This is a genomic window from Hyphomonas sp. ske169, assembly GCF_056850855.1.
In genome coordinates this window covers 1,938,692-1,964,694 of the sequence record NZ_CP096146.1, presented here as the reverse complement: position 1 = coordinate 1,964,694, position 26,003 = coordinate 1,938,692, and the positions used below count along the sequence as shown (strand labels likewise).

General features: G+C 56.3%; 28 protein-coding genes and 1 tRNA gene. 20 read left to right on the top strand and 9 right to left on the bottom strand.

All coding sequences use genetic code 11. The features are described from left to right. Positions 1 to 48: 48 nt before the first annotated feature. The 6 genes from MY069_RS09550 to MY069_RS09525 all read left to right on the top strand — a co-directional run bounded on the left by MY069_RS09550 (position 49) and on the right by MY069_RS09525 (position 4,171). A complete protein-coding gene (locus tag MY069_RS09550; RefSeq protein ID WP_482793550.1) occupies positions 49 to 396 on the top strand; it encodes an ArsC/Spx/MgsR family protein in 348 nt (115 codons plus the stop codon). A gap of 85 nt (positions 397 to 481) precedes the next feature. Then, positions 482 to 745, top strand: coding sequence for a hypothetical protein (locus tag MY069_RS09545; protein ID WP_482793549.1), 264 nt, complete (start codon positions 482 to 484; stop codon positions 743 to 745). Positions 746 to 801: 56 nt separating this feature from the next. Next, positions 802 to 1,839, top strand: a complete 1,038-nt coding sequence (locus MY069_RS09540) for a MaoC family dehydratase (protein WP_482793548.1) — start codon at positions 802 to 804, stop codon at positions 1,837 to 1,839. A gap of 44 nt (positions 1,840 to 1,883) precedes the next feature. After that, positions 1,884 to 2,291, top strand: coding sequence for a hypothetical protein (locus MY069_RS09535; RefSeq protein ID WP_482793547.1), 408 nt, complete (start codon positions 1,884 to 1,886; stop codon positions 2,289 to 2,291). Between the two features lie 77 nt (positions 2,292 to 2,368). Beyond that, positions 2,369 to 3,178: a diaminopimelate epimerase gene (gene dapF / locus MY069_RS09530; RefSeq protein WP_482793546.1), complete on the top strand. Its 810-nt coding sequence runs from the start codon at positions 2,369 to 2,371 to the stop codon at positions 3,176 to 3,178. A 3-nt stretch (positions 3,179 to 3,181) separates the two neighbouring features. Beyond that, positions 3,182 to 4,171, top strand: coding sequence for an endonuclease/exonuclease/phosphatase family protein (locus MY069_RS09525; protein ID WP_482793545.1), 990 nt, complete (start codon positions 3,182 to 3,184; stop codon positions 4,169 to 4,171). Here the strand turns inward: MY069_RS09525 and MY069_RS09520 are convergent. Beyond that, positions 4,168 to 4,512, bottom strand: a complete 345-nt coding sequence (locus MY069_RS09520; protein ID WP_482793544.1) for a hypothetical protein — start codon at positions 4,510 to 4,512, stop codon at positions 4,168 to 4,170. The two genes, MY069_RS09525 and MY069_RS09520, sit on opposite strands and share 4 nt — an antisense overlap. 105 nt (positions 4,513 to 4,617) lie before the next feature. Here MY069_RS09520 and mtaB point away from each other — a divergent pair, with 105 nt between their 5' ends. The 8 genes from mtaB (at position 4,618) to MY069_RS09480 (ending at position 15,070) form a co-directional block, all read left to right on the top strand. Continuing rightward, positions 4,618 to 5,895 carry a tRNA (N(6)-L-threonylcarbamoyladenosine(37)-C(2))-methylthiotransferase MtaB gene (mtaB, locus tag MY069_RS09515; protein WP_482796694.1) on the top strand — a complete coding sequence of 426 codons (1,278 nt, stop codon included), beginning with the start codon at positions 4,618 to 4,620 and terminating at the stop codon, positions 5,893 to 5,895. After that, positions 5,892 to 7,610, top strand: coding sequence for a signal recognition particle-docking protein FtsY (gene ftsY / locus MY069_RS09510; RefSeq protein WP_482793543.1), 1,719 nt, complete (start codon positions 5,892 to 5,894; stop codon positions 7,608 to 7,610). Before mtaB ends, ftsY begins: the two co-directional genes overlap by 4 nt. Then, positions 7,607 to 8,212: a 5-formyltetrahydrofolate cyclo-ligase gene (locus tag MY069_RS09505; protein ID WP_482793542.1), complete on the top strand. Its 606-nt coding sequence runs from the start codon at positions 7,607 to 7,609 to the stop codon at positions 8,210 to 8,212. The genes ftsY and MY069_RS09505 overlap by 4 nt, the downstream gene beginning before the upstream one ends. A gap of 91 nt (positions 8,213 to 8,303) precedes the next feature. Beyond that, the gene (locus MY069_RS09500; protein WP_482793541.1) at positions 8,304 to 9,371 is read left to right on the top strand and encodes a hypothetical protein; all 1,068 of its coding nucleotides are present in this window, start codon (positions 8,304 to 8,306) and stop codon (positions 9,369 to 9,371) included. Continuing rightward, positions 9,368 to 10,789: an MBOAT family O-acyltransferase gene (locus MY069_RS09495; protein ID WP_482793540.1), complete on the top strand. Its 1,422-nt coding sequence runs from the start codon at positions 9,368 to 9,370 to the stop codon at positions 10,787 to 10,789. Before MY069_RS09500 ends, MY069_RS09495 begins: the two co-directional genes overlap by 4 nt. Positions 10,790 to 10,881: 92 nt before the next feature. Then, complete coding sequence (locus tag MY069_RS09490; RefSeq protein ID WP_482793539.1) at positions 10,882 to 11,907, top strand: LacI family DNA-binding transcriptional regulator; 1,026 nt, start codon at positions 10,882 to 10,884, stop codon at positions 11,905 to 11,907. Between the two features lie 77 nt (positions 11,908 to 11,984). Continuing rightward, on the top strand, positions 11,985 to 14,192 hold the full coding sequence (locus tag MY069_RS09485; RefSeq protein WP_482793538.1) for a prolyl oligopeptidase family serine peptidase: 2,208 nt from the start codon (positions 11,985 to 11,987) through the stop codon (positions 14,190 to 14,192). Positions 14,193 to 14,227: 35 nt separating this feature from the next. Next, positions 14,228 to 15,070, top strand: coding sequence for a TauD/TfdA dioxygenase family protein (locus MY069_RS09480; protein WP_482793537.1), 843 nt, complete (start codon positions 14,228 to 14,230; stop codon positions 15,068 to 15,070). Here MY069_RS09480 and MY069_RS09475 read toward each other — a convergent pair. Further along, complete coding sequence (locus MY069_RS09475; RefSeq protein ID WP_482793536.1) at positions 15,067 to 15,963, bottom strand: hydroxymethylglutaryl-CoA lyase; 897 nt, start codon at positions 15,961 to 15,963, stop codon at positions 15,067 to 15,069. The genes MY069_RS09480 and MY069_RS09475 overlap by 4 nt on opposite strands. Positions 15,964 to 15,992: 29 nt before the next feature. Here MY069_RS09475 and MY069_RS09470 point away from each other — a divergent pair, with 29 nt between their 5' ends. From MY069_RS09470 to MY069_RS09460, 3 genes are read left to right on the top strand one after another with little or no spacing between them, the layout of a single operon-like run. After that, positions 15,993 to 17,195 carry a CaiB/BaiF CoA transferase family protein gene (locus MY069_RS09470; RefSeq protein ID WP_482793535.1) on the top strand — a complete coding sequence of 401 codons (1,203 nt, stop codon included), beginning with the start codon at positions 15,993 to 15,995 and terminating at the stop codon, positions 17,193 to 17,195. Continuing rightward, positions 17,185 to 17,571 (top strand): phosphoribosyl-AMP cyclohydrolase, encoded by a 387-nt coding sequence (gene hisI / locus MY069_RS09465; protein ID WP_482793534.1) that lies wholly within the window; start codon positions 17,185 to 17,187, stop codon positions 17,569 to 17,571. Before MY069_RS09470 ends, hisI begins: the two co-directional genes overlap by 11 nt. Before the next feature lie 50 nt (positions 17,572 to 17,621). Next, complete coding sequence (locus MY069_RS09460) at positions 17,622 to 17,939, top strand: hypothetical protein (protein WP_482793533.1); 318 nt, start codon at positions 17,622 to 17,624, stop codon at positions 17,937 to 17,939. Positions 17,940 to 18,551: 612 nt separating this feature from the next. Here the strand turns inward: MY069_RS09460 and MY069_RS09455 are convergent. Genes MY069_RS09455 through MY069_RS09445 form a run of 3 tightly spaced genes read right to left on the bottom strand, consistent with a single transcriptional unit; the run spans position 18,552 to position 19,402 of the window. Beyond that, the gene (locus MY069_RS09455) at positions 18,552 to 18,767 is read right to left on the bottom strand and encodes a helix-turn-helix transcriptional regulator (RefSeq protein WP_482793532.1); all 216 of its coding nucleotides are present in this window, start codon (positions 18,765 to 18,767) and stop codon (positions 18,552 to 18,554) included. Next, positions 18,764 to 19,171, bottom strand: coding sequence for a hypothetical protein (locus MY069_RS09450; protein ID WP_482793531.1), 408 nt, complete (start codon positions 19,169 to 19,171; stop codon positions 18,764 to 18,766). The genes MY069_RS09455 and MY069_RS09450 overlap by 4 nt, the downstream gene beginning before the upstream one ends. 21 nt (positions 19,172 to 19,192) lie before the next feature. Continuing rightward, positions 19,193 to 19,402 (bottom strand): hypothetical protein, encoded by a 210-nt coding sequence (locus MY069_RS09445; protein ID WP_482793530.1) that lies wholly within the window; start codon positions 19,400 to 19,402, stop codon positions 19,193 to 19,195. A 116-nt stretch (positions 19,403 to 19,518) separates the two neighbouring features. Between MY069_RS09445 and MY069_RS09440 the strand changes: the two genes are divergently transcribed. Then, positions 19,519 to 20,802 carry an MFS transporter gene (locus MY069_RS09440; protein WP_482793529.1) on the top strand — a complete coding sequence of 428 codons (1,284 nt, stop codon included), beginning with the start codon at positions 19,519 to 19,521 and terminating at the stop codon, positions 20,800 to 20,802. Here the strand turns inward: MY069_RS09440 and MY069_RS09435 are convergent. Continuing rightward, on the bottom strand, positions 20,799 to 22,256 hold the full coding sequence (locus MY069_RS09435) for an ABC transporter permease (RefSeq protein WP_482793528.1): 1,458 nt from the start codon (positions 22,254 to 22,256) through the stop codon (positions 20,799 to 20,801). The two genes, MY069_RS09440 and MY069_RS09435, sit on opposite strands and share 4 nt — an antisense overlap. Beyond that, on the bottom strand, positions 22,253 to 23,221 hold the full coding sequence (locus tag MY069_RS09430; RefSeq protein WP_482793527.1) for an ABC transporter ATP-binding protein: 969 nt from the start codon (positions 23,219 to 23,221) through the stop codon (positions 22,253 to 22,255). Before MY069_RS09430 ends, MY069_RS09435 begins: the two co-directional genes overlap by 4 nt. Before the next feature lie 102 nt (positions 23,222 to 23,323). On the opposite strand from MY069_RS09430, the gene MY069_RS09425 reads away from it, so the two are divergent. Next, positions 23,324 to 23,632: a TraR/DksA family transcriptional regulator gene (locus MY069_RS09425; protein ID WP_482793526.1), complete on the top strand. Its 309-nt coding sequence runs from the start codon at positions 23,324 to 23,326 to the stop codon at positions 23,630 to 23,632. Here MY069_RS09425 and metZ read toward each other — a convergent pair. After that, on the bottom strand, positions 23,619 to 24,806 hold the full coding sequence (gene metZ, locus MY069_RS09420) for an O-succinylhomoserine sulfhydrylase (RefSeq protein WP_482793525.1): 1,188 nt from the start codon (positions 24,804 to 24,806) through the stop codon (positions 23,619 to 23,621). The two genes, MY069_RS09425 and metZ, sit on opposite strands and share 14 nt — an antisense overlap. A 62-nt stretch (positions 24,807 to 24,868) precedes the next feature. On the opposite strand from metZ, the gene MY069_RS09415 reads away from it, so the two are divergent. Then, a complete protein-coding gene (locus tag MY069_RS09415; RefSeq protein ID WP_482793524.1) occupies positions 24,869 to 25,894 on the top strand; it encodes a 2'-deoxycytidine 5'-triphosphate deaminase in 1,026 nt (341 codons plus the stop codon). 33 nt (positions 25,895 to 25,927) lie between these two features. On the opposite strand, the gene MY069_RS09410 is transcribed toward MY069_RS09415, so the two are convergent. Continuing rightward, a tRNA-Ala gene (locus tag MY069_RS09410) sits at positions 25,928 to 26,003 on the bottom strand.

Here is a 26,003-nt window from a genome sequence, read left to right as displayed (position 1 = left end):
CCTGTCGCACCCAAAGCGTGTGCGACATTGCTCTTAGGAAGGTTTCTTATGACTTATATTCTCATACATCACGCAGGCTGCAGCACGTCGAGAAAGGGGCTTGCGCTACTGCAAGAAAATGGCATCGAGCCTGAGATCCGCAAATATATGAATGCTGGGGAGAAACTCAGCGAAGACGACCTCAAAGACATCGCCAAAAAGATGGGTGGCGTATCCCCACGCGCATTCTTGCGCGAAAAGGACGCGATAAAGTTCGAATTGCCGGAAACCGCCAGCGACGCCGATGTGTTTGCCGCAATGGTTGACAATCCAAGACTGATCCAGCGTCCGATCGGCATAAAGGGCGATAAAGCGGTCGTCGGACGCCCGAACGAAAAACTACTCGAAATTGCATAATCGATAAAATTTCATCGATTGAACACACGCCAATTCAACCAGCACCTGCGATAGAGATGATCGATCTCATTCACAGGTGTTTGGTATGTTGGCGCTTCAGCTCCTCGCAATCACATTTCTGGCTTTGTCCGCGGCCTTTATGTTTGGTCCGGTCGTAGTCATGTATGGGCCGCGCGTCATGCCGGCTCTGATGCGAGACGCGCAAGCCCGCTTCGTTCTGGGGTTTCTCGGATCGGCCGCGATCCTGACGCTCGTCTTGCCGCAATTTGGATCGGCGCTCAGCTCAGGCGGTGGTGCGATGACCTTGGTCATGGCGGACCTTTTCACCATGCAGTTTAGCCTCGTCTAAGACGGTTTCGCGGCGATAGGCTTGACCGGGTTGGGGCCATGGCCCTTTAAGGCCCGATGACCAAATCGAATCCAGGCAATTTCTTTGAGGATTTCCATATCGGTATGGAAATTCATCATGCGACGCCGCTCACGCTGACGACCGGCGATATTTCCCTCTATCGCGCGCTTACAGGCTCGCGCCATGCGCTGTACAGCGCTGCCACATTTGCTGAAGCGAACGGGTTTGACGGGCTCGCGATTGATCCGCTGCTGGCCTTTCATGTGGTCTTTGGCAAAACCGTGCCCGATATCTCGCTCAATGCGGTCGCCAATCTCGGCTATGCGGATGGGCGGTTCCCAGTGCCGGTCTATCCGGGCGACACATTGAATGCGGTGTCTGAAGTGATCGGGGTTAAACAGAACTCGAATGGCAAAACTGGCGTCGTCTATGTGCGCACACGGGGCTTCAATCAGCGCGGCGAAGAAGCCTTGTCCTATGTCCGCTGGGTGATGGTCAATAAACGCGATCCAGGTTCTCCAGCACCCGAAACCGTCATTCCAGATTTGCCCAAAGCCGTAGATCCCACCAGCCTAGCCGCGTCACCCGCTTATACGGATTGGAACACAACCTTATCAGGGTCACCGCATCGTTTTGCTGATTATGAGGTCGGCGAAAAAATCAATCATGTCGACGGCATGACCGTCGAAGAAGCCGAGCATCAGATTGCCACCCGGCTCTATCAAAACACCGCGAAAGTGCATTTTGACGCCCATGCGCAGAAACAGAGCCGTTTTGGCAAGCGCCTGATTTATGGCGGCGTGGTGATCTCTATTGCCCGGGCTCTTTCCTTCAATGGCCTCGCAAATGCCGCCGAAATCCTCGCAATCAATGGCGGCACGCATGCTGGGCCACTATTTGCGGGTGACACAATCTATGCCTGGAGCGAAGTCCTCGACAAAGCCGAGCTGAACGACACCACTGGCGCGATCCGCTTGCGCTTGGTTGCGGTTAAAGATCAAGACCCGGCTGAGTTCACGTTGCGCGGCGATGACGGCAAATATGCACCTGGCGTCTGTCTTGACTTCGATTATTGGGCCGCCATCCCGCGCTAAGGTCTCTCCTTTCAGAAATCGTGTGGCCGCCCGATATGGGCTAAATGTCCACGCTTTCCGGCCTTCCGCTTGTTTCTATCGCGCTTGCGACGATGATCTCAGCGTTCATCCGTCTGGTGCAAACGATGCAATTGCGCCAGCGCGTCGCTTTTGGTCATACGGGCGTCCGCGAGCTTGCTGAACTATCCGGTGTCACTGATCCACAAGACTTACAGGATGTGTTTGGCCCGCCCGGCATGAACCGGATCTGGGCGAATGTGAACCTGGCAACGATAGAAGCCAAACGCCGCCTCGCGGGCAGTTTAATGAGCGATTCACGCCTGCATTGGTATTCTATCGCCGCGGGTATAGGGGCCTTCATTATCAATCATTGGGCGGCGCAGATCTTGCTGTTAATCGCGGCAATTATTCAATCCGGGGCCTGGCTCAGCGCCACACGCTTGCCAAAGTAAAGTCTTTCAATCCCCATACAGGACGATTATGTCTCGCGCCGGATAGACCTTAGCCGGATGACCTTAGAGAGGGTGCAATGCGCATTTGGAAAATGAACGGAGCAGGAAATGCTTTCGCCGTGTTCGACGCGCGCGAGGCCAAATTTGCGCCGTCTGAAGCGCAGCTGCGGGAAATTGCCGCCAGTATGAAAGCCGATCAGATCATGGCGATCGAGAATGATTTGCGCGCCGATGCTTTTCTAAGATTCTGGAATGCCGATGGCAGCGAAGTCAAAGCCTGCGGCAATGGCACACGAGCGGTCGCCCACCTTCTCTTAGAGGAGAGCGGCAAAGACGAAGTTCGGATCCAAACCGAAGCCGATCTGCTCAAAGGCGCGCGCGCCGATCAAGGATTGGTCAGCGTTGATATGGGTTCGCCGCTGCTGGGCTGGGAAGACATCCCACTTTCAGAGAAAATGGATGTTCGCGGCGTCGACGTGAAAATCGGGCCAATGGACGATCCTTACTTGTACATGCCGGCGGTGGTCAGCATGGGCAATCCGCACGCGGTTTTCTTTGTCGACGATGTCGACGCTTACGATATTCCCTCCATCGGTCCTCTGGTTGAGTGGCACCCAACCTTTCCCGAAGGCACCAATGTTGGCTTTGCGCAGATTATCGATCGCGAGACGATCAGGCTGCGCGTCTGGGAACGCGGCGCCGGTCTGACCAAAGCCTGCGGCACAGGCGCTTGTGCCGCCCTGGTTTGTGCCGCGCGGGCAGGAAAAACTGAACGCAAAGCGAAGCTCATCTTGGATGGCGGCGATCTGCTCATCCATTGGGACGAGGCGACCGATCATGTCATTATGACAGGCCCGGTTGAGCTTGAAGAGAGCTTTACGGTTTAGTTCATGGTCCTGTTTGGCGGTTTCACGACGAAGCGAGAGTTGATTGTCTTCGGCTTGTGTCTCGCTGCAGCCTTGGCTTGCGCGGCAGCCATCGTTTCGCAGTTTGGCGCCACGTCATTTTTCTTGTTCGAAGTCTATCTCAGCTTGCTGCCGCAAATATTGGTGTTTTGCGTCGCGGTGATCGCCTTGTCTGCCTATTCGCTGCCGCGCCTCACTGCCGGGCTCGCGGCATTGACCTTTGTGACCGCGTTGCCGTTCCTGACCTTTTCAAAGTTTGAACGACCAACCGGCCCGGCGTGTGGACCTGAAGAGTGTTTTCGGATTCTCACCATCAATCTTTGGAGCGAGTCGGATTATCTTCCAGCGCTGGCCGAGCTTATTCGCGAATACGAAGTCGATATTCTTATCGTCAATGAATCATCCGTGGACACAATCGATCCAGCGTTTGAGGATATTTATTTCCCTCAATATGACACTGTGGTGCACGCCACCTATCTGAACATGCCGCGCCGTATGGGCAATCCGATCAGTTTCATGTCACGCGAGCCGGTCAAAGGTTTTGAGCGCGTTCTTCATCCCGATACTGGCGGACGCGCGTACATCGCCGCGGACCTGGACGAACAATGGGATGGTATCCGCGTCATCACCGGACACGGAATGACCCCGACAAGCCAGACCGGCCTGGCACAGCGCAATGCTTTGCTCGAATATCTCACCAATGTGGCGGAAGAATCTGAGAGTTTTATCTTATTAGGCGATTTTAACATGACCCCCTGGTCGCCAACCTTCGCGACCCTACCCGGAAAACGCGCCGGAGACCCAAGGCTCTCTATGACCTGGCCGACTATCTTTCCGCTGCTCGGAATGTCGATTGATCACATCATGTTTTCCGACGATTTGGAGCTGGTCGACTTTCAAATCCTTCGCTCAATTGGTTCGGATCATTATCCGCTCTTGGCGCAGTTTCGGCGGCGTGACCCAACCGCGCCTTAAAAATCCGACGCCGCATAGAGCGCATACCCAACCGAGATGATGCTGAAAAAAGCGGCTAATAAGCCTTTGAGTAACGTAACCTCGCCTGGGCCTGAACGCCAGCGTCTCAGCGCTGTAATCAAGCCCCCCAGCGTGACTCCGATCAAAGCCGGAAAGAATACCAATACTAGGATAAAGCCCCAACCCATTGGGTCCTGGGTATTGGTCGCTAGTTTATAGATTACCGGCACGGCGACCATTGCGGACATCGCTGCACAAGCGCCAATCCAGGCATAGCGGCGGATCATCAAAGCACCCGCCAATGGGAACACAAATGAGAGCAACATTAAGACACCAAGCATGGCGCGTCCCTTTCCAAATCTGTTTGTGAATATACGCTCACTTACATCTACCGTCAATCCCCTCTTGCCCTTCTTGTCCGGCAACGCGATATGCCCCGCAGCACCATGCCCGCACCGAAACCCACTTCCCGGCCCTCGCAGGTCATAACACTTGGCTGTCGCCTCAACAGTTATGAGAGCGAGGTCATGCGCGCGCATGCCGAAAAAGCAGGCCTCGACGGCGCGATCATCATCAATACCTGCGCCGTAACCGCAGAAGCGGTGCGGAGCGCGCGCCAGACCATTCGCCGGGCAGCGAAAGACAATCCAGAGGCTCCGGTGATTGTCACAGGATGCGCCGCCCAGATTGACGCAGATATGTTTGCCAAAATGCCGGAAGTCACCCGGGTCATTGGCAATCATGAGAAAATGCAAGCGGAGACGTGGCGGCCTGTTGATCTGCTTGGCGGCACCGAAAAAGTCCGGGTCAATGATATCATGTCGGTGGAAGAAACCGCCGGTCATCTGATTGACGGCATGGACGGGCGGGCCCGCGCTTATGTTCAGGTCCAAAATGGCTGTGACCATCGCTGTACGTTCTGCATCATTCCATATGGCCGGGGCAATTCTCGCTCAGTTCCGGCGGGCGATGTTGTGCGGATGATCCAGAGACTGGTTGAAACCGGCCATCATGAGGTTGTACTCACCGGAGTCGATCTGACCTCCTGGGGCGCAGATCTGCCGGGCAGTCCCGAGCTTGGAAACCTGGTGCAGCGGATCTTGAAACTCGTCCCAGACCTGAAACAGCTCCGGATCTCCTCGATTGATGCGATTGAGATGGATGAGGCCCTGTTTGAGGCGATGGCCGATCCGCGGATTGCGCCCTTCATGCATTTAAGCTTGCAGCATGGCGATAATCTCATCCTCAAGCGGATGAAGCGCCGTCACTCCCGGGAACAAGCGATCGAACTCGCGCAGCGACTACGATCGATCCGCCCGAACCTAGCGCTCGGGGCGGACATTATCGCAGGCTTCCCAACTGAGACCGAAGCAGCGTTTGAGAACTCGTTGCGACTGATCGAAGATTGCGACATCGCCTTCTTGCACGCCTTTCCTTATAGCCCGCGGCCCGGCACGCCCGCAGCACGCATGCCGCAGCTGGATAAAGCCGTAATCAAGGACCGCGCCGCGCAGCTCAGAGCCGTTGGTGCCGCCGCACTGATTAAGCATCTCGATACCCATATTGGCAGCGAGTCTGAGGTTTTGATTGAGCGTGGAAATCAAGGCCGTTTACCAGATTTCACGCCGGTGACCTTTGACGGTGACAGCGGCGAGGCTGGACGCCCTCTGCAGGCGCGGATAATCGGACATGACAAGACTAGATTAGAGGCGGTCGCTTTATGATCCTGTGGTTCGGCAAGAAAAAGAAAAAAGAAGAGGCGCTGCAAGCTGGCGCCGAGATGGAAGCGCCGGAACTTTCCGCCGAAGAACTCGCTGCGAAACAGGCTGCAGAAGCGGAATCCGCGCGCTTGGCCGAGGAAGAAGCGGCCCGCAAAGCAGAAGAACAGGCCGAAATTGAGCGTAAAGTCGCCGAAGCCAATCGCGCCTGGGAAGAACGCCAAAAGCGCGAAGCAGCAGAAGCTAAAGCTGAATCCGCCCGCCTCGCCGAAGAAGCAGCGGCGAGAGAAGCCGCGCAGCTGCAGGCTGAACGCGACGCAGAGGCTGCGCGTCTAAAAGCCGAAGAAGAAGCCCGCGCCGCGGAAGAGGCCGCACGCGCGCAAGCCGAAGCCGAACGACTCGCCGCCGAAGCGGAAGCGAAGGCCGCTGCGGATGCCGAAGCGCAACGTGCCGCCGATGCCGCGCGGTTAGAAGCTCAACGCCTCGCAGCAGAAGCCGACGCCAAGCGGCGCGCCGACGAAGCCGCTGCAGAAGCCGCACGCCAAGCGGAAGAAGCGCAAAAACAGCGCGAGGCAGAGGCCGCCGCCGCGCGCGAAGCCGAACAGGCCCGCCGCGCCCAGGAAGAAAAAGCCAAGGCCGAGCTTGCATTGCTTGAGCAACGCCGCGCCGATGAAGCGTTGCGCCAACAGCTGGCCGAAGAACGCGCCCGCCGCGAAGCCGAGCGCCAAGCCGCTATCGCTCGCGGCGAACCTGATCCCTATGCCGAGGTGGCTGAGCCTGGATTTTTCTCCAAGCTCTCCTCTGGTTTGGCCAAATCTTCGTCCAAAATGGGCAGCTCGATCACCAGCCTGTTTACACAGCGCAAATTGGATGACGAGGCGCTGGAAGATCTCGAAGACATTCTACTGACCTCTGACATGGGCGGCAAAGTCTCTGCACAAATCGTCCAAAACCTCGCCAAAACGCGCATGGATAAGGATGTCACTGGCGATGAAATCAAACAGGCGCTCGCCGATGAAATCGAAGCGATCATGTCACCGCGTGAGCAGATCGTCGATTTCTCAGACGGATCTCGACCGCGCGTCGTTTTGTTTGTCGGGGTCAATGGCTCGGGCAAGACCACCACGATCGGTAAGATTGCGTCCAAACTCCAGGAACAGGGCGCCAAAGCCTTGCTCGTCGCCGGCGATACATTCCGGGCCGCGGCGATTGAGCAGCTGACCGTGTGGGGTGAACGGGCAGGCATTCCTGTTATGGCCAAAGAACCAGGCGCCGATGCGGCTGGGTTGGTCTATGAGGCGATCGAGAAAGCCAAAGCCGAAGACCTCGATCTGGTGCTGGTCGACACAGCTGGCCGTTTGCAGAACAAAACCGAGCTGATGGCCGAACTTGCGAAAATCGTTCGCGTAACGCGAAAACTGGATCCGGACGCGCCACACGATGTCATCCTGGTCTTAGATGCCACGGTCGGTCAAAACGCGCTCAGCCAAGTCGAAGCGTTCCGTCACACCGCTGACGTCAGCGGCATCGTGATGACAAAACTCGATGGCACTGCCAAAGGCGGCGTCCTGGTGGCAATTGCAGAAGCGCACGCTTTGCCGATCCACTTTGTTGGGGTCGGCGAAAAGGCCGAAGACCTGCAGCCATTTTCCGCCCACGCCTATGCCCGTGCGCTGGTCGGGCTTGCGGATATGCCGGTTGAAGAAACCGAGCCCGCATGAGTGAGGAAAAAGACGCCCTCCGCGCTGCGCTGAAAGAGCGCCGTGAAGAGCTTGCCGCCCGTGATCCGGACGCCGGTGAGACGCTCGCTGATAAGTTTCCGATGAAGCTGTTCGAGCGCTATGGCCCTACCGTTGCGGTCTATTTGCCGATCGGAAGCGAGATTGATCCTCGTCCGCTTATGGGGAAACTCGATGCGGCTGGCGCTAAACTCGCGCTGCCCTGTGTCCAAGACGATGCCACCATGGTCTACCGCGCGTATCGGCGCGGCGATATGCTAGAAAAACGACCGTTTGGTTTGCTTGAACCCAATCCGGAAGTTCCAGAGATTCAACCGACGCTGGTCATCACCCCGCTTTTGGGTTTTGACCGCAGCGGCAATCGGCTTGGCTATGGTAAAGGCCATTATGACCGCGCCCTCACCCGGCTGAGGGATCAAGGCCGCGTTTTTGTCTGCGGCTTGGCATTCTTTGGCCAAGAGGTCGAAGCGGTTCCGGCGGAATCGCATGATGTGCCGCTGGACTGGGTGATGACGGAGCGCGGCTCAATCCCGATCTTCATGATGCGCGCGATGGCAGAAAACACGCCAGACGCAGCGAATTAGTCGCCTAAGACACGAATTGGCAAGCTGTTTGCTTCTAATGAGGCGAACGGGGAGGGGTCGTCCCGTTCTGAAGCGATACAGGAACGACCGAATGCACTGGAGTTTTTTTGCTGTTGCGGCCCTAGGATTGCTGTTGGCGCACGGCCTCCGGCTTCCTCTGGCAGGATCTCGGACTATTGCAGGCGTCGCCTTTTTGGCAGGCTTGCTCGCAACCGTGGTGATGATCAAATCCCTCGCTGCTGCAAACGATATTGGCCGAACCACAGATTTCGACCGGTTCGTGAGCGCCGCCGTTGAGGAGGTCAGCCACGATTTTTCACCGATCATCGTCTTTACCGGCGCCAGCTATTCCCGAAACGGGATCGACCCCGAACGCCTGACACTCGCGCTTCGCGAGCGCGGCTACACGCACCGCGTTGTCAGTCTCTCGATTGAAGCCGCGTCGATCTTAGAGCGCGACCAGCATTTGCAACAATTCATCGACCTGTCCGGCAAAGTGCCTGATCTGGTATTTATTGAGGTGGCCCAGGATTTCGATCATCGCGCCGCATACATGTTTGGCAATTCAAAGTTCAACATGCGCGCCATCGATCAGTTCGACCTAAAAACCTCGGTCTGGACGGGTTTCGGCATTCTTGGTGGCGCCTGTCAGGGCCTTAAGGGGTGCGTTTTGGATGCTGCTTATCTTGGTCTGCATTCAGCTCTAAACGTCTTAAATGTGGGTCTAATCGGCGGCGGCGAGCCGACGGCAAAAGTCGCGGCCAAACCTGCCTATGACCCGCAATCAGAACCACGCGCCGAGTCCGAACACACGCTCAGCCTTAAAATCGAACCCGCTGAAATCTATCAAGGACCGCAATGGGTTCGCTCATTCCGGTATCAGCAACAACAACGTCTGCTCGACCAAGGCACAAGAGCAATCGCTTATTACCAACCCCCAACCCTCGACCCACAGGCCCGCGCCTATGTCGATGGATTGTGCGAAGGGGAGCTGTTCGGCTTTGACTGTTTTTCACCAAATGACCGATCGCTAATGGCGAGCCTGAACGGCGATCACTGGTTCGATCCGAGCCATCTGCTCGATAGCGGCACTGCGATTTATAATGCCTGGCTGGTCGAGGAAATTATTGCATCGGGGATCCTGGAGCGCGGCCAATGATCTTTACCGATGTCATCTTCTTTGTCTTTCTCGGCGTTGTTTTCAGCGCCTATTGGGCGCTTAAAGGCAAAGAGGCACGGCTAAACCTGCTGCTCTGCGCTAGCATTATTTTCTATGGCTGGTGGGACTGGCGGTTTCTCGGCCTGATCGGCTTTGTCATCCTGGTCAGCTGGGGTGTGGCGCTGTTCGCCTCACAACGCAGACCCGGCACACGCGCCCGCCGGATCGCTTTGATCTTGGGAATTTCCGCCAATCTCGCCGTCATCGCCACGTTCAAGTATTTCGGCTTTTTCGCCGATAGCGCCCGAACCATGCTGGCGACAGTCGGGATCGATCCCGGCTGGACCGCGCTAAATATTCTCCTGCCAGTCGGGATCAGCTTCTATGTGTTCCAGGCGATTTCTTACATTGTCGACGTGGCCCGCGGGGATTTAGGCGCTGAGCCGCGTTTGCAGCGGGTCGCGCTTTATGTCGCTTTTTTCCCGCAATTGGTCGCCGGTCCGATTGTCCGCGCTGCCAGCTTCTTCCCGCAAATGGAGCGGGAGAAAAAACTAAGCAGCAAATTGGTCTTCACGGGTCTTCGCGCTTTCGCGCTGGGGTTCGCCTATAAAGCTGGGATCGCTGACAATCTCGCGCAATTTGTCGACCCTGTGTTTGGCGATGCGCAAGTGACGGGTGATACCGACCTCGCTGTCTGGTCCAATCTGGCCTTGATCAGCTCAACCCTGGCTTTTGCCGGCCTGATCTATTTTGATTTTGCGGGCTATTCTTTGATGGCGATTGGGGTCGCGTGCTGGTTTGGCTTCTATATTCCGAAGAATTTTGATCACCCTTATGCAAGCGCTGCGATTGATGATTTCTGGCGCCGTTGGCACATATCGCTGTCTTCTTGGCTGCGCGATTATCTTTACATCCCGCTGGGTGGAAACCGGCTTGGTGAGCGTAAAACCTATCGCAATCTGATGATCACCATGGTGCTGGGTGGCCTCTGGCACGGCGCGGCTTGGACCTTTGTCGCTTGGGGCGCAATGCATGGCGCAGCACTGGCCGTCCACCGGGCGTTTTTCAAAGGCAGATCCGCGATTGGGTTCATCTATGGGCTGATCGCAACACAGGTTTTCGTCCTGCTCACTTGGGTCCCGTTCAGAGCCGAGAGCTTTTCCGATACGCTGGTGATCTGGTCCGCCTTTACCGGCCTCAGAACCGGCGGCAGCGCGGAAATCAGCCTCTGGATTTGGCTTTTGGTGCCTCTAATCGCCTTGGATGCGGCACTCGGCAAAGGCGGGTTCAGCAAAGTCATCAATAGCCGTATTTTGAGGCAACCCGTCATCTATTGGGGCGGATTGGGCGCATTGGCTGGAATAATGCTGGCTCTTTACCCATTAGAAGCTTCGCCCTTTGTATACTTCCAATTCTAGTCAGTTGGGGGGCCAGCGATGCAAGCACACACGGGCAGATTGCGTTCCGATCCAGAATGCGCCAAAAAAGCGTATCAATTGGGAGATGACCTATGGGCCTAAGCCGCCCCCCACGCGCGATTACGATTGATGACGTCGCTGAACGCGCGGGAGTTTCCGCAAAAACCGTCTCTCGGGTTTTAAACAATGAACCCAATGTTCGGCCGGCCAAACGCGAACTGGTGATGAAAGCCGCACGCGAGCTTGGCTATCGCCCGAATCCGGCGGCCCGCAGCCTTGCTGGGTCGCGCTCGTTTTTGATTGCGCACCTGCATGACAACCCGGTCCCGGAATATATCACTGCCGTTAATACCGGCATTTATGAAGCCTGCCGCGCGAATGGCTATTTCTTGCTGCCGGAACCTGTTGATCGCACCGCTCCAGACTTTCTGGATCGCCTGCAAAGCTTTTTGATGACCTCGCGCGCCGATGGCGTCGTGCTTACGCCGCCGCTCTGTGATGACGCAGACATTTTGGCTCTGCTCAAAGACAATGGCACCGCTTATGCGAGTCTGTCACCCGCCCGCCAGCCAGAAAACACGCCGGTCATGCGCCTCGATGACCGCTTGGCCGCGATGGAAATGGTCCGCCATTTGATCACGCTGGGTCATAAGCGCATTGCCTTTATCGCTGGCCCCGCCGGACATAATGCATCGACCGGACGACATGAGGGCTATCTCGATGCGATGAATGAAGCGGGCCTAAAAGTGTCGCCAGCCTTAATTGCGGAAGGCGATTATTCTTTGCGCTCTGGGCTAGAGGCGGCCGGACAGCTGATCAGCACTGACCCAAAACCGACCGCGATTTTCGCAGCCAATGACGATATGGCTGTCGGCGCGATGACGGCGGTCATGGCGGCAGGCCTGAAAGTCCCAACCGAGATCTCGATTGCGGGCTATGATGACACACGATTGGCGTCTGCGGTCTGGCCGCCGTTGACCACTATTCGTCAGCCTGTCGTTGAGATGGGACGTCGCGCAGCCGAACGGTTGATGAGTTCCGACAATAATGACGCCGTCGAGGAAGTCTTCGATTTCGAACTCATCGTCCGCCAGTCAACCGGCAAAGTTTCCGGCTAAATGACGCATTGTTAGACGAAGTCGCTTGTCCTCTCCCGGATCGGCGCTAAACCATTCCTCAAACATGGAGGAATGAGATGCGATTCACGCTTTCAGCAGTCGCTGCCACCGCGCTTCTTGGCGCGTGCACCAGCTTAAGTGAAGACACCCAGACAATTGAAGAACCGGTCGCCGAGGTCAGCGCTGAGGCTGATACCGAGGCGGTTATTGAGGCCCCAGACATGGCAGAAACAGATCCATATCTTTGGATGGAAGAGGTTGAGGGCGAAGAAGCGCTCGCTTGGGTCAACGCCCAGAATGAACGCTCGCTCGCGGCGATCAAATCGCACTCTGTTTTTGAGGACAACCACGCCAAAGCGCTTGATCTTGCGACATCGACGGATCGCATTCCGTACGGTACCGTCCGCGACGGCCTGGTCTATAATTTCTGGCAAGATGAGACCAATGTGCGCGGCCTTTGGCGCCGGACCTCATTGGAGAGCTACAAAACCGCGGAACCAGAATGGGAAACCGTGCTCGATTTCGACAAGCTCGCCGCCGATGAAGACAAGAACTGGGTCTTTAAAGGCTCAAATTGTTTTAAGCCGCAGGGCGCCGAGAAAACGCTTTGTTTCGTCTCGCTCTCTGATGGCGGCAAGGACGCGGTCATCAATCGCGAGTTTGATCTTGACGCAAAAGCCTTTGTGGAAGGCGGGTTCGAAACCACTGAAGCCAAACAAGGCCTAACCTGGATTGATCATGACACCGTCTTGATTGGAACCGATTGGGGCAATGATGGGTCGACCCTGACAGAGTCTGGGTATCCGGCATCGGTTCGCCTCTGGAAGCGGGGGCAAAGCCTTGATGAGGCGACTGAACTCTACGCTGGCCAAGCGTCTGATGTCGGGGTTTGGCCATGGTCGTCAGAGCTGGATGACGGCACCATGATTTATGGGGCGGTTGAATCAGACACATTCTTCACCAGCACTTACTATTTGTTCGAGAATGGCGAAGCGATCGCGTTTCCTTTGCCGAAGAAATCCTCGCTCGGCGCGGATTATGAAGGCTGGCAATTTGTGACTCTGCAAGAAGATTGGACGGTCGGTGACACCACGTTCAAAACCGGCGACTTGGTCGCATTCGATCTGCAGCAATTCCTCGACACGAAAATCCTCCCGCCGGTCGAGCTGGTGTTCCGGGCGAATTCTCGCCAGGCGGTAAATGGAGTCGCGGTCTCAAAATCTGCGGCTCTATTGTCGATCAATGATAATGTGGCTGGCAAAGTCTTGCGCTTGCAGCGATCTGATGCCGGTCTCTGGGAGACCACTGATGTTGCCCTGCCGGGAACCGGCCAAGCCGGCATCGCCTTCGCCAATGATGATGAAGAGGCGGTTTTCATCAATTATGAAGGCTTCCTAACCCCGGATAGCTTGCTCTCCTATGACGCAGCCACCAATTCCACGACCGGGCTGAAATCCCTGCCAACCAAGTTCAATGCGGATGGACTTGTCGTCCATCAGAAAGAAGCCGTCTCAAAAGATGGCACCAAGATTCCGTATTTTGTCGTCCACAAAGATGGCATCACGCTGGATGGATCGACCCCAACTTTGCTCTATGCCTATGGCGGTTTCCAAGTTTCGATGCGTCCGAGCTATAGCGGCGGCATTGGCCGCATGTGGCTAGAGCGCGGAGGCGCCTATGTGCTCGCCAACATTCGCGGCGGCGGTGAGTTTGGACCAAGCTGGCACCAAGCCGGTTTGAAGGGCGATCGCCAACGCATCTATGATGACTTTATCGCGGTCGGTGAAGACTTGGTTTCGATCGGTGTCACCAAGCCAGAACATCTCGGGATTATGGGCGGCTCGAATGGCGGCCTGCTAATGGGCGTCGCGCTGAACCAGCGCCCCGATCTTTGGAACGCGGTCGTGATCCAAGTGCCTCTGCTCGACATGTTGCGCTATCACACGCTACTCGCGGGTGCGTCTTGGGTCGATGAGTATGGCGATCCGGACAATCCGGAAGAACGTGCCTTCTTGGAAACAATCTCGCCGTATCACAACTTTGATGGAAGCGCGGATTACCCAACCCCACTCTTTGTGACCTCCACCAAAGATGACCGTGTCCATCCGGGGCACGCGCGCAAAATGGCGAAACTGTTCGAAGACGCTGGCAAGCCGTTCCTCTATTATGAGAACATTGATGGTGGCCATTCTGCGGCAGCCAACCAGAAAGAGCGCGCCAAGCGGACCGCACTTGAATTCACCTATCTGTACGAGCGCTTGTTTCCGGCAGACGCGGCGGAATAGATAGACTCAGACAATATCGAGCGTAGACTGCCTAAATGGCTTCTACGCTCGATATTCTTCCTATTGCAGGCGCACTTGGCGCTGAGATTTCAGGCGTTGATCTCTCTGGTGAGATTTCAAACGCTGCTTTTGATGAAATCCACCAAGCCTTTCTCGACCATCATGTGATCTTCTTTCGCGGCCAATCGGGTTTGAGCCCCGAGGCGCAGAAACGCTTTGCCAGGCGCTTTGGGACGCTGAATGTGCATCCTTATGTCAAAGGCATGGAGGGTCATCCTGAGCTTCTAGAGATCATCAAAGAACCAGAAGACAAGCTCAATTTTGGCGGTGGTTGGCATTCGGACATGTCCTTCCTCGAAGAGCCAGCCTTGGGCTCCATCCTGTTTGGGATCGAAGTGCCCAAATTTGGCGGAGACACATTGTTCGCCAATCAGATTGCCGCTTATGAAGCGCTGTCAGATGGCATGAAAGAGATGCTAGGGGGCCTGAACGCCATTCATTCCGCCAGCCGCGAATATAGCGCCAAAGGCGCCTCGGCGCAGGCGCGGCAATCGATGCAATCTGATGTCGCGGTTGAAGCCCCAGAATATGAGCACCCCGTGGTGCGCACCCATCCAGAGACTGGGCGCAAGGGGCTTTATATCAATCCAGCCTTCACGCTCCGGTTCGCGGGCATGACCAAGCGCGAAAGTAAACCCTTGCTCAATTTCCTCTTCGACCATGCGCGCGATGAGCGGTTCACCTGCCGGTTCCGATGGAGCGAGGGTGCAGTCGCGTTCTGGGACAATCGCTGCTGCTGGCACTATGCGCTGAATGATTATCCCGGTCAGCGCCGCCATATGCGCCGCGCGACGGTGAATGGCGATCGGCCGTATTAGGCTGGAAATCCGCCCGCTTTGCTGAGGCTTGAGCTCACCGGATGCCCGAGCGCGCCCTCAAGCCATTTCGCCGTCTCGATCAATTTTCCAAGATCGAGCCCGGTTTCAAACCCAGCGCGTTCGAGCATATAAACCACGTCTTCAGTTGCCACATTGCCCGTTGCGGCTGGCGCAAACGGACAGCCGCCAATGCCGCCACAGCTCGCATCAATCACGTCCACACCAGCCTCAACCGCTGCTGCGACATTGGCTAGGCCCGCGCCGCGCGTGTCGTGAAAGTGCAGGCGCAAATAGACATCCGGCGCTTCCATACGCACGCGTTCGATCACAGTGCGCACATTCCACGGGGTTGCGACCCCAATCGTGTCGCCTAAGCCGACTTCTGCAACACCGGCACGCTGCGCTTGTGCCGCAAGATTTGCCACGACGCCCGGATCAACCTCTCCAGAAAATGGATCGCCGAAGGCCACGGAGATTGTTGCCGATAGTGGAATTTCCGCCTCATGCACCAGCGGCGCGCACTGCGCCAGCATGTCCGCGCTTTGCTGCGGCGTCATGCGCTGATTGCGTTCGCCAAAGCCTTCGCCCGCGACCAGAACGAAATTGATTTCATCAGCCTGCGCATCAATCGCACGGCGAATGCCTTTTTCGTTCAAAGCCAGCGCGATGTGGCGGGTTTTCTTGCCACGATCCAAGCCGCGAAACACCGCACCACTATCGGCCATTTTCGGCACCGCTTTTGGAGAGACAAAGGAGCCAGATTCCATGCGTTTTACGCCGCATGCTTCAAGCCTCGCAATGAATTCGAGCTTCTGCTCCGTGCTCAAATCTGCAGGATCATTTTGTAAGCCGTCGCGCGGGCCAACTTCCACAATATCAATACGTCTTGTCATGGGGCCTATTTAGCGGGCATTGAGAGCGAATGACAGAACCGATTGTACAGCCGCCGCTTTCCGGTGTCCGGGTGATTGAGCTCGGCCAATTGATCGCTGGGCCATTTTGCGGGCAATTGCTCGGCGATTTTGGCGCTGAAGTGATAAAAATCGAAGCGCCCGATCGGCCAGACCCCGCTCGCGATTGGGGCGCGGTCAAGGTCAATGGCGAAAGCGTCTTCTGGGCGATCATTGCGCGCAACAAGAAGTCGGTGACGCTAAATCTCCGCCTGAAAAAAGGCCAAGAGATCCTGAAACGTCTGGTCAGCACCGCGGATGTCTTGGTCGAGAATTTCAGGCCAGGCACGCTGGAAAAATGGGGGCTGGGTCCGGGCGTCCTGCACCAAATCAATCCGCGGCTCGTGATTACCCGAGTCTCAGGCTATGGGCAAACAGGTCCTGAGAGCCATAAACCTGGCTATGCGAGTGTGGGCGAAGCCAAGGGCGGGCTGCGGCACCTGATCGGTGAACCAGACCGACCTCCGGCCCGGGCGGGTGTTAGTCTGGGCGACACGATGACCGGCACCTTCGCCGCGCTAGGGACGATGATGGCGCTTTTCCACCGCGAGAAATCCGGTCGTGGCCAAGTCGTCGACGCCGCCATCTATGAAAGCGTGATGGCGTTTATGGAGAGCCTGATCCCGGAATACGCCCTGGGCGACCATGTTCGGCAACGCAGCGGCGGGATCTTACCGCGCATCGCCCCGTCCGGCGCTTATCCGTGCCGTGACGGCATGGTCATTATCGGCGCTAATCAAGACACATTGTTTGAGCGCTTGTCGCAAATGATCGGAACCGATTGGGCCAGCGATCCCCGCTATGCGACCCATGATGCCCGCGGCGAGCATCAGCTTGAACTCGACGAATTGATCTCATTGTGGACGCGCGATCAGACCATGGCGGAGGTTCTGCGCCAATGCGAGGCACATGCGATCCCGTCTGGTCCGGTCAATACAGCTAAGGAAATGCTGGCCGATGAGCATATGAAAGCGCGCCAGGCCATCCAAAACATCTTCTCGCCTTTGCTGGGAAAAGACGTGCCGATGCAAAATGTCGTGCCGAAACTCGAACTGACCCCTGGCACGATTGAAACCGCCGGACCCGCACTCGGCCAAGATACAGGCGCAATCTTAGATATCCTGGGCTACAGCCCCGAGGATCAAGCTGCATTGAGAGACGAGAATGTCATTTGAGCCCCCCCTGCCAAAGGCTGATCAGGATGAAACGCTAGAGCTGCGTCCGAATTTCAATGCTGATGGCCTCGTCGCCGCGATCGCGCAAGATGCGGACACGAACGAGATTCTAATGCTGGCTTGGATGAATGAAGACGCCTTGCGCGCGACCCTCAAAACCGGGCGCGGGACCTATTGGAGTCGATCCCGTCAAGCGCTTTGGGTGAAAGGCGAAACATCTGGCCATGTGCAAAATGTCGTCTCGGTTCAAATCGATTGTGATCAAGACGCGGTCTTATTGCGGGTGCGCCAAACCGGCGGCGCTTGTCATACTGGGCGTAAATCTTGTTTTTACCGAACCATCGATCCTGACACATTTCGCCTGACACGCGAGTAAACTGGTACGTATATTGCTTTTTAAGCTTCATAGTTATTTGTGAGGCTGATGTGTTCGGACTGTTTGGGCGAAAAAAAGAAACGATCGATCTGTCGAATGTGATCGATAAACCCAAGGAACGACGGGCGTCTGTGCGTAACGACACTTTTGCAGATGCGGTTGCGATGACGGAAAAGGGACGCTTTCTCAAAAAGGGAATCGCGCTCGATCTGTCCGCAAATGGGTCACGCCTTCGATTTGAAAACAATGACAGTGTCTCAGATGGTATGGTGATCAAAATTGCGCGCTATGGCATTAAACGACGCGCGCGGACCTGTTGGCGGACTCGCACAGATGTCGGCATCGAGTTCATGGACGAAGTCGAATAGGGCTTCACCCGCCTCTGATTTATCGCTGGACATCACCCAGAACAATGCTATGTCGCGGGCAGAATAGGCATGTCGCTGAACATGTTTGGTTCGAATCCGGAACGAAATAGCTAAACTATCCACAGAATCGCGCTTCCTGTGGAGAACGTCGCCGATTCCGAAGGATTCTGCGCCCCGGCCTATCGACTCTTTTCAGATCTGAGTCATTCTACACCTGTCGGCAGAGAGGACCGGGAAGCCACCGGAAAGACTGTCGGAAGAACGTCGCGCCCGGACGAAGTTGGCTCAAGAGCGAACCTCAGAAATGGGGGAACCGAAGGAGCTAGCGGAGATGAAGGGAAAGGTACCGCGGCGTCTGTCAGACCTCAACTAGAGGGGCGAGACAGGGCCATATCTGCGAACGGGGCACGAGCCGAAGCGCAGACCAGAAAGAACACCGGCAACGGGGAACTGGATGGTGGGACTTAACAAAACCGCGCAAGCGGAACGGGAAGTTTCAGGTCTCAATTGAGACGCCAGAACAGGGACTTAGCGGAATCTGTTCGAGCGACACAAATGAACCAAACGGGGTGCGAGCCGAAAGGTCCGCACCCCTCTTGGTTTTTGGGGTCCTTATTGCGCCGCCATTTGGATTTCGGTCTCATCATCAAAGATTTCCTCAATCGATTTCTCAAACAAGCGCGCGATGGCAAATGCGAGGGGGAGGGACGGATCATATTTTCCGGTCTCAATCGCATTCACAGATTGCCGAGACACTCCGAGATGGTCTGCGAGCGCTGCTTGGCTCCAACCGCGCTCCGCGCGAAGGGCTCGAATAATGTTCTTCACGGGCAATGCCTCCCGCCAATCACATAAGTCGAGATGCCATAAGCAACGAAGAAGAACGGTCCAAACCAGAACACTTCTATTCGATCAATCACATGGAAAAGCTGCAGGAAACCGGCCACGAAAATGGCGCTAACGGTTAGAATGCCGCCCCATGCGAAGCCGCGAAGCTGCACGATTCGGGAATATTCGTCGGTTTCTTCTGCGTAGCGCATCATCACAAACAATGTGGCGATCACTGGTGCTGCAGAGCCAATTGCAAGAGTCGCTTGCAGCCATTTCGGCTCAGGATCGAGCTGATTGAGCCCAAACGATCCGCCGAGAATGACAATCAAGTAGACGACCATCAATGGCCAGAAGGCTCGATGATACCGGCGCTTTGCCGACTTAAAGGTTTGTTGGGTCACGATCCGTGCTCCTATTTTGTCTTAGATGACGAGGTCGTTGAAGGCTTGCGATTTTGCGTGTTGCTGTTCTGCGTGGCGCCACAGCCAGACCATCGCAGCAAGCGCCGGTAAGCTCAGCAGCGGGCTGAGCCAAGCCGGCCCAAAGACGCCGACGGCAAATCCAATCTGGACGATGAGGCTGATCGCAACGGTCACGACCGCAAGCGATTTTATGGTTTTCGTGTCAGGCATGGGAACCTCGTATATGTCAAGCTCACTTGTCACTTAGACAAGGAAGCTTGTCATGTCAAGCGTCATTGACAAAATTTCTCATTGCGAACTTCTCTCTAAGGAGTAGGACCGCGCGCATGGCCATCGCTCCCTCTCTGCAAATCTTTCGCTTCAGAGCTTATTTGCAGTTCTGGTTGATGCGCGTGTCAGTTGCGTCGGCGCGGCAAATGCAATTCGTCGCCATAGGTTGGCAAGTCTACGATCTCGCGCGCGACCCGATTGAAATCGGTGGCATGGGGCTCAGCATCAATGAAGCGGCCTTTATGCTTGGCTTGGTCGGCTTGGTGCAATTCATCCCCGTTCTCCTGCTTTCCCTCGTCGGTGGTCAAGCCGCCGATCGGCTTAATCGCAAGATGATCCTCGTGGTCAGCAACCTGTTCCGCCTCGTCGGAACAGTTGGTTTGCTGCTCACCCTCACCCTGCCTGCAAGCCAAGCCTTACCGCTGATTTTTTGCGTTGCGGCTCTGCTTGGCACCGTCAACGCGTTCACCCCAGCGGCCGCGAATGCACTCTATCCGCAATTGGTCCCGCGCGCGGAGCTGCCCGTCGCCATCGCGTTTAACTCGCTCGGCTTCCAAACCGCCAAAATTGTTGGCCCGGCGATTGGCGGATTGCTCCTCGCCGCCGGTGGGCTCTATCTGGTCTATAGCGTTTCGTTCGGCCTGATCGCCTTTGCTATCTTGTCGATCGCCACCGCAAAAACCCCCGCGCATCAAAAGCTCAACGATGCCAAAGGCTTCGACATGATTTTCGAAGGCCTGCGATATATTGGCCGCAATAAAATCGTACTCGGCGCAATTTCGCTCGATCTCTTTGTCGTCTTCTTTGGCGGATTAGTGGCGCTGCTGCCGGTCTTTGCTCGGGACATTTTGCAAGTTGGCGAGGCGGGTCTCGGTTTCTTAGCCGCGGCACCAGCCATTGGGGCGCTCACCGTCGCGTTCTTATTGGCAAGAAAACCGCTCACCCGCCGGGTTGGCCCGTGGATGTTTTGGGCGGTTGGCATTTTCGGCGCGGCTACTTTGGTGTTTGGCCTGTCTTCGATTTTCTGGCTCAGCTTCGCCGCCTTGATCGTCACCGGCGCAGCGGATGAGATCTCCGTCTATGTCCGTGCGTCGCTGATTCAATTGGCGACACCTGATGAGATGAAAGGCCGGGTCACGTCCGTCTCCTTCATCTTTATCTCAGCGTCGAATGAGCTTGGCGACTTTCAAAGCGGGGTCGCCGCCAGGCTGCTCGGCCCAGTTGGCGCGGTCTTGTTTGGCGGCGTCGTTGCGATCGGCGTCGGCCTGCTATGGATCAGGCTGTTCCCGCAGCTCGCCCGCGCCGATACATTTGATGGCGTAGAAGAACAGGCAATCTAAGCCGCGCTCTTCTTTCCTGGAACCAGTTTGCCAAAGAAAGCCCATACATCATTAACGCCGGCGCCGTGCACGGCCCCTGCGCGATAAACGCGTGTGGCTAGATGAAGAATCACAAACGTCGTGAGCGCCATCAGTCCCAATTGAGACAGAACTTCCCAAAGCGGCGGCTCGGTCGGCATGCGCAAGATGAGCAAGAATGGAGTGAACACTGGTACCCATGCCATGATTTCGATCAGTGCCGATTCTGCGTCCTGAATCGCAAAAGCCAACATCGCCAATGGCGCCATCAGCGTGACAAAGAGCGGCGTCATTAGCGTTTGCGCTTCCTGGATTGTGTCACACAATGAGCCAAGCGCCAGGAAGAGCGAGCCATACATCAAATAGCCCAGAACGAAGCTGATAATCGCGGGCACAAATAGCGCCGGATTGGCCGCCGCGGTGAAAATCGCACCGAAGAATTGCGCCACGTCCGCAGAGATCATGTCCCGCGCAAGCCAGGTCATAATGCCCGAGCCGATGCTCCAGAATCCAACCAGCGTGAGCGATAGAAGCAAGACCGCGAGCAGCTTCCCGGCCAAGAGATGAGGGAGTTTGACCGAGGTCAGAAGACTGTCGAAAATCTTGTTTGACCGCTCCTCAATCGTGCCCATGAGCAGATAATTGATCACCGAGAAGATCAAGAACCAAAGCGAAAAAGCCATCATGATCGAGACAACAAAGGGCGCCTGATCGGCCTGTGTGACTTCAGATTCTATGTCTGCATCCTCGCCGGTTCGCACGCGCTGCTGGGTCACATCGCGCCGCGCGGCGCGAGCCACGTTCAAGATGCTGCGATCGACATTCACGGTCGCCAGCGCACGATCGAGCTGCAATTCGCGTTCGGCCTGACGTGCAAAACTCATCAAAGCCTGGGCTTGCAGGTTTTCAGACCAATACTCAATCTCGCCCGACTCATCATTGACCACAAAAGCCGCAAATAAAGGTTGGGGCCCTTCATCGGTCTCGATCAAAGTGGCGCCGGTAATATAAGGCGCGAGATCGGCGCTATTGGTCACTGGCGGGTCAACTTGAACAAAGTCTTGCCGCGGCAACATGTCTGGAACGCCGCCCGCTTGGGCGAAGGCTTCTTCAACGCTGGCACCGTCTTCGCGGGCCGCATCGAAAGTTTCTAGCTTTTCGCTGTCTTGGTTTTGCGCCACCGCAACAGGATCAAGCATGGCCCGCGCCGTGACAGAGACCGATTCGGTCATTTGTTCCTGCAAAGCGTTTGTGAATGTGTCGCCAGCTTCGATGACCGCAAAATAGCGGGTCGGTTGTGCGTTTTGGGCGAGCGTTGGGGCGAGAATGAAAATGCCGAGAATGATCGGCGTGAACAGCAATCCGAGCCAAAATCCCCACGCGGAGACATAGCCGAGATAATCGCGCATCGTAACAAGATAGGTCGATCGGATCATGCCGCTTCCCTCCCCTCAGCCGCATCAGCGGCGAGTGTATCGGTCAAGTCTTGCGCCTCTGCCTCACTGACCAGCGAGACAAAGACATCTCTCAACCGGGCCTCTTGCGGCGTGAAACTGGTAATCGGCGCGCCAGAATCGAGTGTCGCCCGCAGTGCATCTTGCGAGCTTTGAGTTTGGCTGAGGCTGACCCGCCAATGATCGCCATCCTGGACCGCTTCAAACCCTAACGGGCCAAGCGCCGCGCTAAGATCAAATCCATCCGCAACGCCGATATGGACCGCGCGTCCCAGGGCCGCAAAGGCGTCGTCTAGCGTTCCATCGAACACTTTCCGGCCGCGCGCCATCATCACGATTTTTTCGCAAAGCCGTTCAGCGTGTTCCATCACATGGGTTGAAAACACGATCGTCGCGCCGCGCTTGTGTTCTTCAATGATCAAGTCTTCCAACGCTTGCTGGTTGACCGGGTCGAGGCCCGAAAAGGGCTCGTCCAGGATCAGGAAGTCTGGCCTGTGCGCCAAGGCGGAGAGAATTTGAACTTTCTGCGCCATCCCTTTTGAAAGCTTGGTCACACGGCTGCGCCCAAACTCGCTCAGCCCCATCATTTCAAGCAATTCGTCGGCCCGCGCTTTTGCATCTCGGCTCGTCATGCCTTTGAGGCGCGCGAAATAGGTAATGATCTGGCGCGGGCTCATTTTTTTGTAGAGGCCGCGTTCTTCCGGCAGAAAGCCAACGCGCTTGAGCGATTCTAGATTTGGCGGCGTGCCGAGCAGGCTAACCTCACCGCGATCTGGCGAGAGCACACCGAGCGCCATACGCAGGCTGGTCGATTTGCCCGCCCCGTTTGGTCCCAGAAATCCAACAATCGACCCTTTCGGAACGTCAAAATCGAGATTGCGAACAGCTTGGAATCCTCCAAACCATTTGCTGACCCCACTCATTTTAAGCGGCAATTCTTCGCCCATTCACGCGCTCCGGCTTTGAATCTTCTGTTTATCGATATGTAGAGCAACTCTTTTGCCCGGCTAGACTTGCCAAGCTCTTAAAGAGTGCACAGGATAAAATCCATGAAGACGCCGTTCTTTCCTCCAGGTGGAGGTTTGGCTGACGGGCGGGGGATTGAGACACGTAGAAAACGTGACGAAACACTCCGAAATTCGGATGCCAAATCTTGCGCGCCAGAACACACCTCAAACGGGTGTAATGGAACTGAAACGCTCGCATCAATCGAGCGCGCTTTGCTGCGCCTGGCGTCTGGAACCTTCGGGACCTGTGTCTCTTGCGGTGCAGATATCAGCCTAAAGCGCCTCGAGAAGAACCCCGCGGTTGAGACCTGCGCTTCATGTCAGGATGTCGCCCCGTTTAAAGCGCACTAAGCGCCTGGCTTAGGTCCGCGCAGAGATCATCCGCATCTTCAAGCCCAACCGATAAACGGATCCAGCTTTCGTCTAGACCCATTTCAATCTGCTCTTCTTCAGACAGCGCCCGGTGCGTGGTCGAACTTGGATGGCAAGCCAATGATTTGGTGTCGCCGAGATTGTTTGAAATATCGACCAGATTCAAACCATTGAGGACTTTGAACGCCTCTGACCGCGCCCCTTTGACGGAGAAGGCAACCAGTGTGCCGCCGAGCTCCATCTGCTTTTTGTGCACCTCGTGATGCGGATGATCCTCGCGCCCGGGATAACGCACCGCCTGAACATTTGGATGGGTCGCGATCATATCCGCGACTTTCGCGGCATTAGTGCAGGCCTGGCGCACGCGAAGATCGAGTGTTTCGAGGCCTTTCAAAACCACCCAAGCATTAAACGGTGACGCCGCTGGCCCGGTATGACGCAGCCATGGGTCAATGTGTTCTTCGATAAATTCGCTTTGGCCCAAGATCGCACCGAGCAAAACTCGCCCCTGTCCGTCCATATGTTTGGTGGCGGAATAGACCGCGATATCGGCGCCGAGCTCTAAAGGCTTTTGCAGCACTGGCGTCGCGAACACATTATCGACCACCAGCAAGGCGCCCGCTTGGTGCGCCAGCTCTGCCACTGCAGCAATATCCACCGCCTCCAAAAGCGGGTTGGATGGGCTTTCGATCAAGACGAGCCGGGTTGGTTTTGACAAAGCCCGCTTCCAAGCGTCCAGATCGCTGCCATTTACAAACTCGGTTTCGACGCCATAGCGCGGCAGAATGGTCGAACAAATATGCCGGCAGGAGCCAAACAGCGCATTCGCCGCCACCACGCGGTCGCCAGCGCTGCAGGGCGCAATCATCGCCGACGAAATCGCCCCCATGCCAGAAGCGGTTACCCGACACGTTTCAGCACCTTCAAGCGCGGCCAGCCGCTCAGCCAGCATTTGGTTGGTGGGGTTGCCATAGCGCGAATAGACATAGCCCTCTTCGTCCCCCGACATCCGCGCCGCAGCCTGTTCGGCGCTGTCATAAGCATAGCCGGAGGTGAGGAACATCGCCTCTGAGGTCTCGCCAAATTGCGAGCGCATGGTTCCACCACGCACCAATTTGGTGGCGAGGGCCCATTCATCACTGCGCTTAGTCATAGCGAAATCCTTTGCATTCGAAGCGCATCGTCATAAGCCTTAGCAGGTGAAGGGATCAAGCCATGGCAGATGGAAAATCGGGCGTATTAGCAGACCACGAGCTTGCGGCTCTGTTTGATCGCGGCGCGATTTCATCTCAAAGCGCGCTGGATTCGGACCAGATTCAACCCGCCAGTTTGGACTTGAGATTGGGGTTCGTGGCCTATCGAATCCGCGCCAGTTTTCTGCCCGGTGGCAGCCGCAGCGTTGATGAAGTTCTAAATGAGCCTGGCACCCGGCTCCACCAAATTGAACTGACGGCGCAAGGCGCGGTGCTCGAAACAGGCTGCGTCTATTTGGTGCCACTGCAAGAGGGATTGGAGCTCCCAAGCGACGTGTCTGGCCGGGCCAATCCGAAAAGCTCGACCGGCCGCATTGATGTGTTCACGCGGGTCGTTACCAATCAATCTAAAGCGTTTGACGATGTTCCAGCCGCTTATGCGGGGCCACTTTGGCTTGAGATCAGCCCACGCACGTTTCCGATCTTGGTCCGTCCTGGTGATCGCCTGGCCCAGCTGCGCTTGCGGCGCGGAACCAGCACAGACACATCTGAAGAGACGGTTTCAATTGACTTAGATCAGCCGAAAGGTGAGCCGGTTGGCTGGCGGGCCAAGCGGCATGGCGGCCTAATCGATCTGCGCGCAATCGGTCAGCATGATGTGCATGAGTTTTGGGAACCGCTTTATGCCCGGCGCGGGCGATTGATCCTCGATCCCGAAGAATTCTATATTTTGGCGAGCCGCGAAGCGGTGCAGATCCCGCCCGCTCAAGCCGCTGAAATGGCCCCAATCGCGCCAGAGCTGGGCGAGTTCCGGGCCCACTATGCTGGATTCTTCGATCCAGGCTTCGGCACAAATCAAGGCGGCAGCCGCGCGGTTTTAGAAGTGCGCTCGCGGGACGTCCCCTTCGTGCTCGAGCACGGACAACCCGTCGCGAAACTGGTTTATGAGCCAATGGCGGCTGAACCCAAGGCGCTATATGGCGGCAAAACCAGCAATTATCAGGGCCAAGGCCTGAAACTTTCAAAGCACTTCGCGCGACCGGACTGATCACGCACCGCAATTCTAATTGTCAGAAAAAAATGGTGGAGCCAGACGGAATCGAACCGACGACCTCTTGCATGCCATGCAAGCGCTCTCCCAACTGAGCTATGGCCCC

What these genes read in the sequence shown, in the direction of transcription:
- MY069_RS09550 (WP_482793550.1), top strand. Translation starts at nt 49, where the DNA reads ATGACTTATATTCTCATACATCACGCAGGCTGCAGCACGTCGAGAAAG.
- MY069_RS09545 (WP_482793549.1), top strand. Translation starts at nt 482, where the DNA reads ATGTTGGCGCTTCAGCTCCTCGCAATCACATTTCTGGCTTTGTCCGCG.
- MY069_RS09540 (WP_482793548.1), top strand. Translation starts at nt 802, where the DNA reads ATGACCAAATCGAATCCAGGCAATTTCTTTGAGGATTTCCATATCGGT.
- MY069_RS09535 (WP_482793547.1), top strand. Translation starts at nt 1,884, where the DNA reads ATGTCCACGCTTTCCGGCCTTCCGCTTGTTTCTATCGCGCTTGCGACG.
- dapF (WP_482793546.1), top strand. Translation starts at nt 2,369, where the DNA reads ATGCGCATTTGGAAAATGAACGGAGCAGGAAATGCTTTCGCCGTGTTC.
- MY069_RS09525 (WP_482793545.1), top strand. Translation starts at nt 3,182, where the DNA reads ATGGTCCTGTTTGGCGGTTTCACGACGAAGCGAGAGTTGATTGTCTTC.
- MY069_RS09520 (WP_482793544.1), bottom strand. Translation starts at nt 4,512, where the DNA reads ATGCTTGGTGTCTTAATGTTGCTCTCATTTGTGTTCCCATTGGCGGGT.
- mtaB (WP_482796694.1), top strand. Translation starts at nt 4,618, where the DNA reads ATGCCCGCACCGAAACCCACTTCCCGGCCCTCGCAGGTCATAACACTT.
- ftsY (WP_482793543.1), top strand. Translation starts at nt 5,892, where the DNA reads ATGATCCTGTGGTTCGGCAAGAAAAAGAAAAAAGAAGAGGCGCTGCAA.
- MY069_RS09505 (WP_482793542.1), top strand. Translation starts at nt 7,607, where the DNA reads ATGAGTGAGGAAAAAGACGCCCTCCGCGCTGCGCTGAAAGAGCGCCGT.
- MY069_RS09500 (WP_482793541.1), top strand. Translation starts at nt 8,304, where the DNA reads ATGCACTGGAGTTTTTTTGCTGTTGCGGCCCTAGGATTGCTGTTGGCG.
- MY069_RS09495 (WP_482793540.1), top strand. Translation starts at nt 9,368, where the DNA reads ATGATCTTTACCGATGTCATCTTCTTTGTCTTTCTCGGCGTTGTTTTC.
- MY069_RS09490 (WP_482793539.1), top strand. Translation starts at nt 10,882, where the DNA reads ATGGGCCTAAGCCGCCCCCCACGCGCGATTACGATTGATGACGTCGCT.
- MY069_RS09485 (WP_482793538.1), top strand. Translation starts at nt 11,985, where the DNA reads ATGCGATTCACGCTTTCAGCAGTCGCTGCCACCGCGCTTCTTGGCGCG.
- MY069_RS09480 (WP_482793537.1), top strand. Translation starts at nt 14,228, where the DNA reads ATGGCTTCTACGCTCGATATTCTTCCTATTGCAGGCGCACTTGGCGCT.
- MY069_RS09475 (WP_482793536.1), bottom strand. Translation starts at nt 15,963, where the DNA reads ATGACAAGACGTATTGATATTGTGGAAGTTGGCCCGCGCGACGGCTTA.
- MY069_RS09470 (WP_482793535.1), top strand. Translation starts at nt 15,993, where the DNA reads ATGACAGAACCGATTGTACAGCCGCCGCTTTCCGGTGTCCGGGTGATT.
- hisI (WP_482793534.1), top strand. Translation starts at nt 17,185, where the DNA reads ATGTCATTTGAGCCCCCCCTGCCAAAGGCTGATCAGGATGAAACGCTA.
- MY069_RS09445 (WP_482793530.1), bottom strand. Translation starts at nt 19,402, where the DNA reads ATGCCTGACACGAAAACCATAAAATCGCTTGCGGTCGTGACCGTTGCG.
- MY069_RS09440 (WP_482793529.1), top strand. Translation starts at nt 19,519, where the DNA reads ATGGCCATCGCTCCCTCTCTGCAAATCTTTCGCTTCAGAGCTTATTTG.
- MY069_RS09435 (WP_482793528.1), bottom strand. Translation starts at nt 22,256, where the DNA reads ATGATCCGATCGACCTATCTTGTTACGATGCGCGATTATCTCGGCTAT.
- MY069_RS09430 (WP_482793527.1), bottom strand. Translation starts at nt 23,221, where the DNA reads ATGGGCGAAGAATTGCCGCTTAAAATGAGTGGGGTCAGCAAATGGTTT.
- MY069_RS09425 (WP_482793526.1), top strand. Translation starts at nt 23,324, where the DNA reads ATGAAGACGCCGTTCTTTCCTCCAGGTGGAGGTTTGGCTGACGGGCGG.
- metZ (WP_482793525.1), bottom strand. Translation starts at nt 24,806, where the DNA reads ATGACTAAGCGCAGTGATGAATGGGCCCTCGCCACCAAATTGGTGCGT.
- MY069_RS09415 (WP_482793524.1), top strand. Translation starts at nt 24,869, where the DNA reads ATGGCAGATGGAAAATCGGGCGTATTAGCAGACCACGAGCTTGCGGCT.